This is a genomic window from Kitasatospora sp. MBT66 (assembly GCF_000710405.2).
GTDB lineage: Bacteria > Actinomycetota > Actinomycetes > Streptomycetales > Streptomycetaceae > Kitasatospora > Kitasatospora purpeofusca.
On record NZ_JAIY01000013.1, the window covers coordinates 151,328 to 165,149 of the forward strand.

A 13,822-nucleotide genomic window follows, 5' to 3' on the forward strand; every position below is an offset into this window, starting at 1 on the left:
CTGCCCCAACAGCGATCAGCCTAGTCGTCCCGGGCCGCCGCACGTAGGGGCTGCCGACCGGTGGACCGGGGCGCTGGGCCGGGGCGGGCTGGTCTAGCCTCGGCACTGCTGTTGCGGGCCCCGCCCCGGCCGATGTCCCGGGCGGGCCCGTTCGCTGTGTGCGCCGAGGAGGGGCGGATGAGCACAACGGGGGAGCTTCCGGTGGGGGCCGAGGAATCGGCGGTCCGGACGGGGGAGCGGTCGGAGAAGAGACGGCCTGCGGGGAGACGGCCGGAGGGGAGACAGCCGGAGGGGAAACAGCAGGCCGGGGAGGCGCCGGAGAAGCGGGTCACCTGGGCGGAGCTGTACTTCGACCTGATCTTCGTCTTCGCGATCACCCAGGTCTCCGGCCTGCTGCACCACCGCCACGACCCGCTCGGGATCGCGCAGGCGCTGGTGGTGTTCGTCCCGGTCTACTGGTGCTGGGTCGGCACCACCGTGCAGGCCAACATCCGCGACGTGGACACCCCGCGCGACCGGCTGGGCATCCTGGCCGTCGGGTTCACCGGCCTGGTCATGGCGCTGGCCGTGCCCGGCGCGTACGGGAACCGGGGCGTGCTGCTCGGCGCCGGGTACTGGGCGGCCCGGGTGGTGCTGCTGCTCCTGCTGGCGCGCATCCCGGGGGTCTGGCGCGGGCCGTACGGGGTGGGTGTGCTGGTCAGCGGGCCGCTGCTGGTGGCGGGCGGGCTGCTGCCGGAGGGGCCGAGGGTCTGCCTCTGGGCGCTGGCGGCGCTCTGCGACCTGTCCGGGCCGGTGGTGTTCCGCCGCAAGCTGGCCGCCGTCGCCTACCACCCGTCGCACATGCCGGAGCGGTTCGCCCTGTTCCTGCTGGTGGCGCTCGGGGAGTCGATCGTCGGGATCGGCGCGAGCGCGGCGGCCGTTCGCCTCGACGCGGCCGAACTCGTCGCGGTCACGGCCGCGTTCACCATCTCGGCCGGGCTCTGGTGGCAGTACTTCGTCTTCGCGGCCGATGCCATGCGGCACGCCGTCACCGTCGCCGACTCGCGCCGGGACATGGTCCGCCGGGTCTTCCAGTACGGGCACCTGGCGCTGGCGGCCGCGGTGATCGCGGTGGCGGTGGGCTTCGGTGAGACGGTGGCCGATCCCCGCCGGGCGCTGGGCGCGGCCTCGGTGGGGCTGCTGTACGGCGGGTGCGGACTGTATCTGCTGACCTTCGGCTACACGCGCTGGATGATGTTCCGATCGGTCGCGACCACCCGGATCGTGGCGGCGGCGGTGGTGCTGGCGCTCGCGCCCGCGATGGTGCGCTGGCCCGCGCTGGCCGCGCTGGTGACGCTCGCGGTGGTGCTGGTGGTGCTGAACGTGGTCGAGCACCGGCGCGTGAACGCGGCGGCGGCCGCCGCGGAAGCGGCCGGGGAAGCAGTCCGGGAAACGCCCCCGGAAGCGGCTCCGGAAGCGGTCGGGGAGTCCTCCGGCGAAGCGGCCGGGGCCCCGGTTGTCGGTGGGCCTGTGTAGCGTTCGGGGTGAAAGAGGGCGTACGGCGCGAGGGGCGCGATATGCCCGCAGGTCGGGGCGGTGCCGCGGTGAGCGGCCGTCCGGTGGGAGGTAGATGTCGTCGTGACGGACACGGTCGAGGCGAACGTGGGCGGGGCGGAATCGGGAGCCGGTCTGGAGCTGCCGGAGTCCTGGCGGGAGGTGCTGGGCACCGAGACGGAGAAGCCGTACTTCGCCGAGCTGGCGGCCTTCGTGGCGGCCCAGCGCGCGGAGCACCAGGTCTTCCCGCCGAGCGGGCAGGAGTTCTCCGCGCTGGAGGCCACGCCGTACGAGAAGGTCCGGGTGCTCGTGCTCGGCCAGGACCCGTACCACGACGACGGCCAGGCCCACGGCATGAGCTTCTCGGTGCTTCCCGGCACCAGGACGCCGCCCTCGCTGCGCAACATCTTCAAGGAGCTGGACGCCGACCTCGGCATCCCGGCGCCGGACAACGGCTACCTGATGCACTGGGCCGAGCAGGGCGTGCTGCTGCTCAACGCGGTGCTCACGGTCCGTGCGCACGAGGCCAATTCGCACAAGGCCAAGGGCTGGGAGAAGTTCACCGACGCGGTGATCCAGGCGGTGAGCGCGCGCGAGGAGCCGGTGGTCTTCGTGCTCTGGGGCAACTACGCCAAGAAGAAGCTCCCGCTGATCGACACCGGGAAGCACGTGGTGGTCCAGGGCGCGCACCCGTCGCCGCTGTCCGCCAAGCTGTTCTTCGGCAGCCGCCCGTTCTCTCAGATCAACACCGCGCTGGAGGGCTTCGGCGTCGACCCGATCGACTGGCGGATCCCGGACCTCAAGCAGGCCTGAGCCGGGCCGGGGCGTCCCGGACCGATCCGCTCGGACCGGCGTCCGTCCCTGACGCTCCGTCTCCGCGCTGCGGGCCGCCCGTCGTTCACCTTCCGGTGGACGGCGGGCGGTGCCCGGTGTGCGAAGCTGGGGCCGGACCGGGTCGCCGGGCCGGATCTGGGAGGGGCGGTACGTGCGCCGAGTTGGGCGAGGGGCTGGGTTCCGGCCGGCCGTGGGGGCGACATTGCTGGGGCTCGTGGCGGGGCTCGCGGGCTGCGCCGGGGGGAGCCCGACGGGAGCGGTCACGCAGGCGGCCACACCCGCCACATCCGCGGCGGTCGCGCCCGGGGCAGCGCCGGGGGCAGCGACCGCAGCCGGGGCGCCACTGCCCGGCGCCCTGCCGCAGCTGCCCGGCCAGACCTTCTACGTCTCCGACCGGACCGCCGCCGCCCAGCAGGTGACCGCGCTGCGCGGCCAGGGCCGGACGGCGGAGGCGGACACCCTGCTGCGGATCGCCGCCCGGCCCTCCTCGCAGTGGCTGACCGACCAGGCCGCCCGGAGCACCGCCGAGCAGGTGAGCCGCCGCGCCGCCGAGGCCGACCGGACGCCGGTCTTCGTCGCGTACAACATCCCGCACCGGGACTGCGGTCTCTACTCGGCCGGCGGCGCCACCGACGCGGCCGCGTACCGGGCCTGGATCACCGGGCTCGCGGAGGCGCTCGGTGACCGCCGGGCCTGGGTGGTGCTGGAGCCCGACGCGGTCGCGCACACCCTGGACGCCTGCGGGGTCAAGGGCGACGCCGCCGCCGAGCGCTACGGCCTGCTGGCCTTCGCCGTCCAGGAGTTGAAGAAGCGCCCGCAGGTGCGGGTCTACCTGGACGCGGGCAACCCCGGCTGGGTGCAGGACCGGGCCGCCCTGGCCGAGGCCCTGCGCAAGTCCGGGATCGCGGCGGCCGACGGCTTCGCGCTGAACGTCTCCAACTTCTACGCCACCGACCGCACGACCGCGTACGGGGCCCAGCTGTCCGCCCTGCTGGACGGCAAGCACTTCGTCGTCGACACCAGCCGCAACGGCAACGGCCCGCTGGGAGCGGAGGCGTGGTGCAACCCGCCCGGCCGCGCGCTCGGCACGCCGCCCACGACGGAGACCGGGCAGCCCGGGGTCGACGCCTTCCTCTGGATCAAGAACCCGGGCGAGTCGGACGGCGAGTGCGGCCGGGGCGAGCCCCGGGCGGGCGAGTTCTGGCTCCCGTACGCACTGGGCCTGGCGACGGCCGCCACAGGGTAGGCGGCCGCCGGAGACCCACAAGCCCGAGGAGGACGCTCAGCCGGCCGTGCCGAGGAAGGACTCCCAGCCGCCGGTCGGCGCCTGCCCCACGTTGAGGGTGCGCAGCTTGCGCAGGGTGGACTGGTCCTGCGCGTCCAGCCACTCCACGAGCTGCTTGAACGAGACCAGCCGGACCTCGGGCTTGCCCGCGATCGTCTTGAGGGTCTCCTCGACGGCGTCCATGTAGATGCCGCCGTTCCACTGCTCGAAGTGGTTGCCGATGAAGAACGGCGCGCGGTTGCCGTTGTAGGCGCGGTCGAAACCGGCCAGGTAGGAGTCCCTGGCCTGGGTGCGCCAGTCGTTGAACTTGGCCGGGTCCCCGTTGGTGACCTTCGACTGGTTGGCCAGGATGTTGTAGTCCATGGAGAGCACCTGGAAGGTGTGCCCGGGGAACGGGATGCTCTGCAGCGGGAGGTCCCAGACCTTCCCGTCCTGCACCTTCTGGGGCCAGATCTGCTGGCCGCCCGAGGAGCTGGCGTCGTACTTCCAGCCGAGGGCGGCGGCCGTCGGCAGCAGGGCCTTCTGCCCCTCCAGACAGGGGGTGCGGCCGCCGATCAGCTCCTTCTTGTAGTCGAAGGGGAGCGGGTCGACGTCGGTGAAGCCGGTGTTGGTCCGCCACTGGGTCACGAAGCCGACGGCCTGGTCTATCTCGCTCTTCCAGTCGTCGGGGCTCCACTTGTTGACCCCGTTGCCGTCCGGCCGGGTCGAGCAGAAGTGCCCGTTGAAGTGGGTGCCTATCTCGTGGCCGGCCAGCCAGGCCTGGCTGATGAGCTTGATGGTGTTCTTGACCGCGCCGTCCGACAGGTAGGGGATGTCGGAGGCGCCGACCGAGTGCAGCGGCGGGTGGTACAGCTCGGACCTGCCCTTGGGCAGGGTGTATATGCCGGAGAGGAAGAAGGTCATCGCGGCCTTGTGCTCCTCGGCGAGCTTGAGGAACCGGGGGAACTGGCCGTCCTCGGTCGCCCCGGCACCGTCCCAGGAGAACACCACGAACTGCGGCGGGCGCTCGCCGGGCTTGAGCTTCTCCGGCTTGGGCTGGTTCGGCTGCGGGCCGGTGTCGGCGGTCGAGCCGTCGCCGATCGGCTTGCCCTTGGTCGGGGTGCCGCTCGGGGTGGTGCCGGTTCCGGTGCTCGCCGTGCCGGTGGTGGGGACGGGGGCGGGACCCGAACTGGAGCCCGAGGCGGCGGCCGAACCCGAGCCGCCCCCGGAGCAGGCCGTCACCGCTCCGAGGGCCGCGGTCGCGGCGGTGGCTGTGAGCACGGTCCTGCGCGAGATGCTGCCCATCGTCTCCCCTGGGGTCGTCCGGACCGGGTGGTGGCCGTGGCCGCGCCCGTATCAGTCAATTCGGACAATTGAGTGATTATCCGTCGTTAGGATTGCATGCGAACACACGGGTCACCAAGGAACCCGGGGGGCCGCCGACCATGAACACGCTCGATACGCCTGTACGGGATGCGAAGAAATGTCTTCTGTTGCCGTCCTGTGACGCTTCGCCCGATTCGAGGGGCGTGCCGTCGCGGCGTCAGCCGAGCGAGAGCCGGCGGTTGCGGCGCACGATCCGCGCGATGGCGGTGCTCACCGCGGTGGCCGCGGTGCAGGAGACCGCGAGGCTCAGCCAGGCGGTGTCGAACCAGTGGCTGTTGAGCCAGCCCAGGGTCACGATGTACGCCGCCCAGATCATCGCGGCCAGCGCCGACCAGCGCAGGAAGCGGTGGGGGTGCTCGGGGGAGTGGCCGATGGCCAGATCGAGGACGGTCCGCCCGGCCGGGACGAAGCGGGCGACCACGACCATGACGGCCGCCGCCCGGGTGGTGCGCCCGTCCAGCGCCTGCTGGACCCGGGCCACGCTCGCCGCGAGCTTCGGCCGGTGTTCCAGCCGCCGGTTGACCATGGGCGCGCCGCGCCGGGCCAGCTGGAGCAGCAGCAGGTCGCCGAGGAAGGAGGCGGTGGCCACGCCCAGGCCGAGCAGTACGGGCGCGCCGTCTATCTGTGCCGTCTTGAGCACGGCGAGTATGACGAGCGTCCCGCTCGGGATGAAGGGGAGGAAGGCGTCGCCGAGGACGGCGCAGAGCGCCAGGGCGCAGATCCACGAGGATCCGGCCAGTGTCGCGATGTCCATGTACTTCCTCCCTCCAGGCTGCCCGGGGGAGCAGTGGTTGCAAGGGACAACGCTAGCGCCTCGACTTTTCATGCCATGAAGCACCCCGGTTGTGCGGCGGCTCACAGGTGTCGGGGCCCACATGCCCCGACCTGCCCGGCAGGCGGTCGGAGTCGATCGGAGTCGATCGGAGTCGATCGGGCCCGGAATGGCACGAGCCCCCGGGGCGGGGTGCCGCTCCGGGGGCTCGCGGGGATCGGTCGGCGCTGGTCCAGCCCGACGATCTTGCTGGTGAGTGCGGATCCGGTTGGGTGATCCGCCGGGAACCAAGCCTGCCGGACGCCGGAGGCCGCCCGCGAGCCCTCCGGCTGGCGACTTCCCGCGCTGGCGTGAAGTCGCCACGGGTGTTCGTCCGCTGGCTCTGTGTCAACCGGGAGCCGGGTCCCCGGGGAGCCCGGGCGACGGAAGGGACGGGCGTTCGCGAACGGGTCGCCCGGGGCGCGGCCGGGCCCGGGGCGGGGAACAAGGTGGACCGCGGCCGGGGTTGACCACTGTCGGCACCGGCGGCGGCACCGGCCGACCCGGTGGCCGGCACCGGTGCACCGCACCGGCGGACGGAACGACCACGGCCAGGAGGACGGACGGTATGACGACCGAGGACAGGCGGGCGGAGCAGCGGGACGGCGGGAGCGCGGCACCCGCCGCGGACGCGATCCGGGGCACGGCCCGGGGATCGGCGCCCGCCCCGCTGTCGATTCTCGACCTGGCCACCGTCGGGGTCGGCCACACACCCGCGCAGGCGCTCGCCGCGACCACCACCCTCGCCCGCAGCGCCGAGGAATGGGGCTACCACCGCTTCTGGGTGGCCGAGCACCACGGCATGCCCGGTGTCGCCAGCTCCACCCCGGCCGTCCTGCTGGCCCACCTCGGCGCCCACACCACCACCCTGCGGCTGGGCTCGGGCGGCGTGATGCTGCCCAACCACGCCCCGCTGGCGATCGCCGAGCAGTTCGGCCTGCTCGAAGCCCTCCACCCCGGCCGGATCGACCTCGGCCTCGGCCGGGCCCCCGGCACCGACGCCGCCACCGCCCGGGCGCTGCGCCGGGGCCTCGGCGAGGGCGCCGACGACTTCCCCCGCCAGCTCGCGGAGCTGACCCACTTCCTCGACGGCAGCTTCCCGGCCGAGCACGCCTACGCCCGGCTGACCGCCGTCCCGAAGGGCGAGGGACGGCCGCCGGTCTGGCTGCTCGGCTCCTCCGGCTTCAGCGCCCAGCTGGCCGGGCGCCTGGGGCTGCCGTTCGCCTTCGCGCACCACTTCAGCAGCGTCAACACCCTCCCCGCCCTCGACCTCTACCGCTCGGAGTTCCGCCCCTCGGCCGTGCTCGACGAGCCGTACGCGCTGATCGGGGTGGGCGCGGTCGCGGCCGACGACCGGGACGCCGCCCGCCGCCTCGCCCGCTCCGCGGCCCTCGGCATGCTCCGGCTGCGCCGCGGCAACCCGGGCCCGATCCCCACGCCGGAGGAGGCCGAGTCCTACCCGTACAGCCCGATGGAGGCGGACTTCATCGACGAGTGGCTGGGCAATGTCGTGCTGGGCTCGCCGGGAGAGGTGGCCGACGGGCTGGAGGCGCTGCGCAAGCGGACCGGGGTGGAGGAGCTGATGGTGACCTCGCACATCCACGGCCACGAGGCGCGGCTGCGTTCCTACGGGCTGATCGCCGAGGCGTACGGCCTGACCGGGGCCGGCGGCTCGGCCGGCTGACCGGCGTCAGCCCCGGGCCTCGCGGCCGTCCTGTCCCTCGCGGCCCTCACGCCCGTCCTGCCCGTCCTGCCCGTCCCGGCTGTCCCCGCTGTCCTGGCGGTCCCGCCCGTCCCGGTTGTCGCGGAGTATCGCCGCGACGAGCTCCGCCTCGCCGGGGCGGGCGAAGTACCAGCCCTGGGCGGTGTCGCAGCCGGTGAGCCGCAGCCGTTCGGCCTGGGCGGCGCTCTCGATGCCCTCGGCGGTCACGGTCAGACCGAGGGTGTGGGCCAGCTGCACCATCGCGCCGACGATCTGCTCGTCCGCGTCGCTGCGCCGCGCGCCGAACCCGGGCATCTCCGCCCGGGAGCCGGTCGGGGAGGGGTCGCGGAAGCCCTCGATGAAGGTGCCGTCCAGCTTCAGTACGTGCACCGGGAGCCGGGAGAGGTACGCGAGGTTCGAGTAGCCCGTCCCGAAGTCGTCGATCGCGATCCGGACGCCCATGTCGGCGAGCGCCTGGAGCGCCTGGAGCGGGCGTCCGCCGGGGCCGAGCAGCGCGCTCTCGGTGATCTCCAGCTGCAGCAGCCGGGCCGGCAGTCCGGTGCGTTCGAGGGCCTGGGCGACATCGGCGACCACGTCGGAGTCCCAGATCTGGCGGGCGGCCAGATTGACGCTCACGAAGGTCTCGGTCTCGGGGAACTCGGTGAGCCAGCGCCGTGCCTGCCGGCAGGACTCCTCCAGCACCCACTTGCCCAGCGGCACGATCGCCCCGGACTCCTCGGCGAGGGGAATGAAGCGGTCCGGCGAGAGCGTCCCGTAGCGGGGGTGGCGCCATCTGACCAGGGCTTCGGCGCCGTGCACGGCACCGTCGGCGAGGCCGACCAGCGGCTGGTACTCGATGGTGAACTCGCCGCGCTCCAGCGCCGGGCGCAGCGCGGTCGCGAGCAGCTGGCGGGTCAGCTGGTGGGCGCCCCGGTCGGGGTCGTAGAGGGTCCACCGGGCCCGGCCGTCGGCCTTGGACCAGTACAGGGTGGCGTCGGCGTCCTTGACCAGGTCGGTGGGGGTGGTCTCCTGCACGGAGCGCTCGACGACGCCGACACTGGCGGTGACCACCAGGCGGTGGCCGGCCACGTCGAAGGGGCGCTCCAGGGCTTCGAGGATCCGGGTGGCCAGGTCGGTCAGCTGGTCGCTGCCCCGGCTGTCGGTCACCAGGACGGCGAACTCGTCACCGCCCATCCGCGCCACCAGCTGGGTGCCGTGCGCGGTGAAGCCGCGCCGCAGCCGGGTGGCCACGGCGATCAGCAACTGGTCGCCGATGTGGTGGCCGAGCGTCTCGTTGATCGCGGCGAACCCGTCGAGGTCCAGGTAGCAGACGCCGACCCGGGGGCCGTCGCCCTCGTCCTCGGCCCCGGTGGCCGGGTCCGGGGGTGCGGGCGCCGGCGGGGGCGCCGTCGACCGGTCGGCGGTGAGGCAGGCCGCGTCGAGGCGTTCGAAGAAGTACGTCCGGTTGGGCAGGCGGGTCAGTGGGTCGTGCAGGGCCTGGTACTCCAGCCGGTCGCCGAGCCGGCGCTGCTCGGTGATGTCCTCGACCAGGGCGAGTGTGTAGAGCGGCCCGCCCGAGGCGTCCCGGATCAGCGAGACGGTCACCTTGCTCCAGACCGTCCGGCCCTCGCGGTGCTTGAGCTGCTTCTCGACCCGGAGCCGGTCGCGCTCGCCGTGGACGAGGGCCGGGAAGAGCCGGTGCGGCATGCCCTCGGGGTCGAAGATCTCGTGGATGTGGGTCCGCGCCAGTTCGCCGACGGTGCGGCCGGTGAGCGTGGCGAAGGCGGGGTTGACCTCGATGATCCGGTCCTCGGGGTCGATCAGGGCCATGCCGATACCGGCGTCCCAGAAGGCGGCCCGCAGCCGGGCCTCGCTCACCCGCAGGGCGGCCAGCAGCGGGTCCCCGTCCTCGGCGGTGGCCGGTCCCGGCTGTGCGGGCCTGGTGCCGGGGGTGTCGTCCGCCGTCCGGTGGGCGTCGTCGGCGAGCGGCCGCGCACAGGTCGGGCAGAGCAGGGCGCCGCCGGACACGCCGTCCAGGACGGCCTGGGTGGTGCCGACGCCGGTGCCGTTCGTGGTGCCGTTCGTGCTGCCGGGGCCGGTGCCGTTCGTGTTGCCGATGGTGGCGCCGGTGCCGTTGGTGCTGCCGGCGGGCGGCGGGAGGCGGTGGTGCGCGCGTGCCTCTTCGCGCCGTACGCCGGGGTGGTGAGCGTCGGCCCCCTCGTTCTGGCCCGGCACGGCATGCTCCCGTCCGCTGCTGACGCTTGACGCTGGTCCGGCCGGTCACCCGACTGCGGCGGCCGGCTCCGCACCCTGCCGGGGCTCCTGGGGCGGCGGCGCGGCGGAACGCTCGGGACGGAGCGGGCCGGGCCGAAGCCCGCCTGAGGAACCGTGAGGAACAGGGTGCTGCGGCCGATCATAGGACGCGACGGCAACGCGCGGTGACCGCCGCCAGGGTGATTCGTCGGCTTTGGGGTCAAGTGCGGCGATACATGCGGACGCCCCCGGTACACATCACATGATGTGCACCGGGGGCGCGTGCTCCGGCAGTGCGCCCTCGGGCCCCGGCGGAGCGCCAACGCGCGCCCCATCGGGCCCGAGGAGCAGGAGGAGCGGAGGACCGGACGGTCAGCCGGCCAGGTTGGCCGTGAGGGTGATGGTGGTGCCCGTCAGCGCCTGGCTCACCGGGCAGTTCGCCTTGGCGTCCTGGGCGGCGGCCACGAAACCGGCCTCGTCCAGCCCGGGCACCTCACCGGTCACGGTGAGGTGGATGCCGGTGATGCCGGTGCCCGGCTGGAAGGTGACATCGGCCTGGGTGTCGAGCTTGGTGGGCGGGGTGCCCGCGCCCGCCAGGCCGTGCGAGAGCGCCATCGAGAAGCAGGCGGAGTGCGCGGCCGCGATGAGCTCCTCCGGGCTGGTCAGCCCGTTCGGCGTCTCGGCGCGGGCCGGCCAGGACACCGGGAACTCGCCGATGCCGGACGACGCGAACGTCACCTGGCCCTTGCCGTCGAGCAGGTTGCCTTCCCAAGCGGTGCGCGCGGTGCGAGTGGTTGCCACGATCGGTACCTCCGTCGAATGAGGAACTGCTGGTTCGTCACGTCCGGTCCTGCCGCGCCCCAGCCTACGTGCAGGTCCGGGGCCTGCCACAAGTAGCGCCTCGGTCTCACGAGTCCGAAAATCCCTCGGCCGCCCCGGTGGGCGCGGCCTCCGGCGGGCGGGCCCGGGCAGCTCGGAGCGCCGTCCGGCGGTCGGTCCGTGTGCCGTCCATATCGTGGACCGATCGGCCAAATGGTGCGGGCCGACGTCGGGCGCCCTGTTAGATTTGCCCGGGCCCGGGCCCGGCCGCCGGACGGCCGGGCGCAAGACGAGAGAGCCGCGGAGCCTGCCCGATGACGGACCACCCCACGACCCCCGATGCCGGACTGCCCGAGGGGGTCGACGACGCCGTGCGGGCCGAGCTGACCAGCCTGCGCGAGAGCATCGACAACATCGACGCCGCGGTGGTCCACATGCTGGCCGAGCGCTTCAAGGCGACCCAGCGGGTCGGCCGGCTCAAGGCCGAGCACAAGCTCCCCCCGGCCGATCCGGCCCGTGAGCGCGCCCAGATCAAGCGCCTGCGCGAGCTGGCCGCCGGCGCGCACCTGGACCCGGTGTTCGCCGAGAAGTTCCTCAACTTCATCATCGCCGAGGTCATCCGCCACCACGAGGCCATCGCGAGCGACACCGTGACCGGCGGGAACGACGCCGTCTGACGGCCGACCCGGCCCGCGCCGCCGCCCGGGCCGACGGTGCCGCCCGTCGCCGCGGGCCGGTGCCGCCGTCACCGCCGGCCCGGGCGGACGGCGGGCCCGGGGATGTCGGACATGGGTAAAAGCCCGATTTCGCCTGGATCCCCGATTGGCGTAGCGTGCGGGTTCCCCCGCAGCCGGAGAGTGGAGCAGCGACGATGGCGGTGAACCTGCCGGACACGCACGGCGGCGACGCCGGGGCCGGTGCCGCCGCCCCCGGTGCCCCGGTCGGGGGCCGGGCCGAGGCCCGGCGGGCACGGCGGGCCGCCGAGGGCCGCCGGAGCAGGCCGTCGAAGAACGGTTCGCCGAAGAACGGCCGCCCGGGGCGCCGGCCGCGGCCGTGGTGGATCGAGATCCCGGCCATGGCGGCGGTGGGCCTGGTGGTCGCGCTGCTGATCAAGACCTGTCTGTTCCAGGTGTTCACCATCCCCTCCGGTTCGATGGAGAACACCCTGCGGATCGGCGACCGGGTCGGCGTCAACAAGCTCGCCCCGCTGACCGGCTGGAAGCCCGAGCCGGGCCAGCCCGTGGTGTTCAAGGACCCGGGGGGCTGGCTGCCGCCGCAGGCGACCGACGGGAACCCGCTGACCGACGCGCTGGGCTCGGCGCTCTCCTTCGTCGGCCTGGTGCCGCCGAAGGACGACAACTACCTGGTCAAGCGGGTGATCGCGACGGGCGGGCAGACCGTGCAGTGCGCGGGCACCACGCTGACCGTCGACGGCGCCAAGGTCGACGAGCCCTACCTCCACCCCGGGGACGACTCCTGCGCCGGTCTGGACTTCGGCCCGGTGACGGTGCCGCAGGGCCATGTCTGGGTCGAGGGCGACCACCGCAGCGACTCCGCCGACTCCCGGTACCACCAGCGGGGCCCGGGCGGGGGCGCGGTGCCGGTGGACAACGTGGTCGGTCCGGTGTCGGCCGTGGTGTGGCCGCTCGGCCATCTCGACTGGTTCGGCTGGGTCGGCCGCTGATCCGACCGGGGAGACGGAGCCGACCCCGACCCCGGCCCCCGACCCCGGCCTTGCGCCGGGCGCCGGTGGCTCCTCCCGGCTACCGCTCCTTCTCCAGGGCCTCGCCCGCCTCGGCCCCGGCCGCCCGTGCCAGCCGCTCGCCGAGCGCGGTCGCGCCCGCCGGGACCGCCGCGCGGCCCGCGTCCTCCACGTCCCTGCCGGTCGTCCCCGCCGTTCCCGTGATCTCCACGGCGACGGGCTTGCTCGCCTGCGCCGCGAAGGCGCCGGCCAGTACCAGCAGACCGCCGGTCACCTGCGGCAGGCCGAGGTGCTCGCCGAGCAGGACCCAGGCCAGCACGGTCGCCACGACCGCCTCCAGATTGGCCACCACACCGGCGACCGGCGGCGACAGGTGGCGGACGGCGACGACGCCGGTCAGATAGGCGAGCACGGTCGCGATCAGGACCATCCAGGCGGCCGGCAGCAGTGCGGGCAGGGTGTGCCCGTTCATCACCACGTCCCCGCCGAGCTTGCTCCAGTCCGCCTGCCAGGGGCGGGTGAAGGCGGTGAGCACGACCGAGCCGATCAGCAGGCCGTACGCGCTGACGGCGATCGGGTCGACGGGGCGGTCGCCCCGGCTCCCGGCGTCGGCGAGCACGAAGTAGCCGACCTGGCAGCAGGCCGCGCCCAGGGCGAACAGCACGCCGAGCAGGTCGAAGCTCAGCCCGTTCCACACCTCGACCACGCAGGCGAGTCCGGCGACCGCGACGCCGGCGCCGATCGCCGCGCCCCGGCTGATCGGCCGGCGCTGGACGAACCGGACGTAGCCGATGAGCAGCGGCGGGCCGAGGTACTCGATCAGGAGGGCGACGCCGACCGGGATCCGCGAGATGGCCGCGAAGTAGCAGGCCTGCACGCCCGCGACGGCCAGCAGGCCGAAGCCGATCAGCAGGCCGGGCCGCCGCAGCACGGCATCGCGGTGGCGGTAGGCCAGCGGCAGCAGGACGACGGCGGCGCCGGTCACCCGCAGCCAGACCACGTGCAGGGGCGACAGCCCGGCCTCGATCAGTGGTTTGGCCGCGGTGCCGGAGCCGCCGAAGGCGATCGCGGAGACGAGGGCGAGGGTGAGACCGAGGGTCCGGCCCGAGGGGCGGCCGAGCGGGGGCTTCGAGCTGTGCACCGACGAATTGTGACAGTAGGACCGCAATTCGGTAAGGGGTCATTTCGTTATTCGGTCCTGCACATCACCCGGGGGTGAGCCCCCGCCACCGACCGCAGCGCCGGTCGGCAGCTACCGACCGGCGCCGCGGCCGCAGCCACTGGCCGCAGTTACTGGCCGGATCCGGTCCCGGTGCCCGCGTCCGCCCCGGTGCCGCCGCCGGACCCGGTGCCCGTGCCGCCGGTGCCGCCGGTCGGCTGCGGTGCCGTGGTCGGCCCGGTGGTCGGGGCGGTGGTGGGTGCTGGGGTCCTGGTCGGCCGGCTGGTCGGCTGCGGCGTCGTCGGCTGGGTCGGGGTGCTGGTCGCCCCGCCGGTGCCGCCGGTCGGCTGCGGTGCCGT

12 protein-coding genes are annotated in these 13,822 nt (G+C 73.9%); 7 read left to right on the plus strand and 5 right to left on the minus strand.

Annotated elements, in window-relative coordinates; genetic code table 11:
- The first annotated feature begins 177 nt into the window (after window positions 1-177).
- The 3 genes from BI06_RS34175 to BI06_RS34185 all read left to right on the plus strand — a co-directional run bounded on the left by BI06_RS34175 (window position 178) and on the right by BI06_RS34185 (window position 3,613).
- Window positions 178-1,515: a low temperature requirement protein A gene (locus BI06_RS34175; RefSeq protein ID WP_082558887.1), complete on the plus strand. Its 1,338-nt coding sequence runs from the start codon at window positions 178-180 to the stop codon at window positions 1,513-1,515.
- Window positions 1,516-1,617: 102 nt separating this feature from the next.
- Window positions 1,618-2,346: a uracil-DNA glycosylase gene (locus BI06_RS34180; RefSeq protein ID WP_078880022.1), complete on the plus strand. Its 729-nt coding sequence runs from the start codon at window positions 1,618-1,620 to the stop codon at window positions 2,344-2,346.
- Window positions 2,347-2,581: 235 nt separating this feature from the next.
- A complete protein-coding gene (locus BI06_RS34185) occupies window positions 2,582-3,613 on the plus strand; it encodes a glycoside hydrolase family 6 protein (protein ID WP_107113462.1) in 1,032 nt (343 codons plus the stop codon).
- 36 nt (window positions 3,614-3,649) lie between these two features.
- On the opposite strand, the gene BI06_RS34190 is transcribed toward BI06_RS34185, so the two are convergent.
- Window positions 3,650-4,936 carry a hypothetical protein gene (locus BI06_RS34190; protein WP_082558888.1) on the minus strand — a complete coding sequence of 429 codons (1,287 nt, stop codon included), beginning with the start codon at window positions 4,934-4,936 and terminating at the stop codon, window positions 3,650-3,652.
- 238 nt (window positions 4,937-5,174) lie between these two features.
- On the minus strand, window positions 5,175-5,771 hold the full coding sequence (locus BI06_RS34195; protein WP_051742556.1) for a DedA family protein: 597 nt from the start codon (window positions 5,769-5,771) through the stop codon (window positions 5,175-5,177).
- A gap of 625 nt (window positions 5,772-6,396) precedes the next feature.
- Here BI06_RS34195 and BI06_RS34200 point away from each other — a divergent pair.
- Window positions 6,397-7,512 (plus strand): LLM class flavin-dependent oxidoreductase, encoded by a 1,116-nt coding sequence (locus BI06_RS34200; RefSeq protein WP_030394180.1) that lies wholly within the window; start codon window positions 6,397-6,399, stop codon window positions 7,510-7,512.
- 6 nt (window positions 7,513-7,518) lie between these two features.
- Here BI06_RS34200 and BI06_RS34205 read toward each other — a convergent pair whose 3' ends face one another.
- Window positions 7,519-9,765, minus strand: a complete 2,247-nt coding sequence (locus BI06_RS34205; protein ID WP_233290401.1) for a bifunctional diguanylate cyclase/phosphodiesterase — start codon at window positions 9,763-9,765, stop codon at window positions 7,519-7,521.
- A 390-nt stretch (window positions 9,766-10,155) separates the two neighbouring features.
- Window positions 10,156-10,584 (minus strand): OsmC family protein, encoded by a 429-nt coding sequence (locus tag BI06_RS34210; protein WP_030394178.1) that lies wholly within the window; start codon window positions 10,582-10,584, stop codon window positions 10,156-10,158.
- 332 nt (window positions 10,585-10,916) lie between these two features.
- On the opposite strand from BI06_RS34210, the gene BI06_RS34215 reads away from it, so the two are divergent.
- Complete coding sequence (locus tag BI06_RS34215) at window positions 10,917-11,279, plus strand: chorismate mutase (RefSeq protein ID WP_030394177.1); 363 nt, start codon at window positions 10,917-10,919, stop codon at window positions 11,277-11,279.
- Window positions 11,280-11,473: 194 nt separating this feature from the next.
- Window positions 11,474-12,286, plus strand: coding sequence for a signal peptidase I (lepB, locus tag BI06_RS34220; protein WP_051742557.1), 813 nt, complete (start codon window positions 11,474-11,476; stop codon window positions 12,284-12,286).
- 79 nt (window positions 12,287-12,365) lie between these two features.
- Here lepB and BI06_RS34225 read toward each other — a convergent pair whose 3' ends face one another.
- Window positions 12,366-13,445: a DMT family transporter gene (locus BI06_RS34225; RefSeq protein ID WP_078880020.1), complete on the minus strand. Its 1,080-nt coding sequence runs from the start codon at window positions 13,443-13,445 to the stop codon at window positions 12,366-12,368.
- Between the two features lie 171 nt (window positions 13,446-13,616).
- Here BI06_RS34225 and BI06_RS51555 point away from each other — a divergent pair.
- On the plus strand, window positions 13,617-13,822 hold a 206-nt coding region (locus tag BI06_RS51555), incomplete at its 3' end, for a hypothetical protein (protein WP_199523398.1).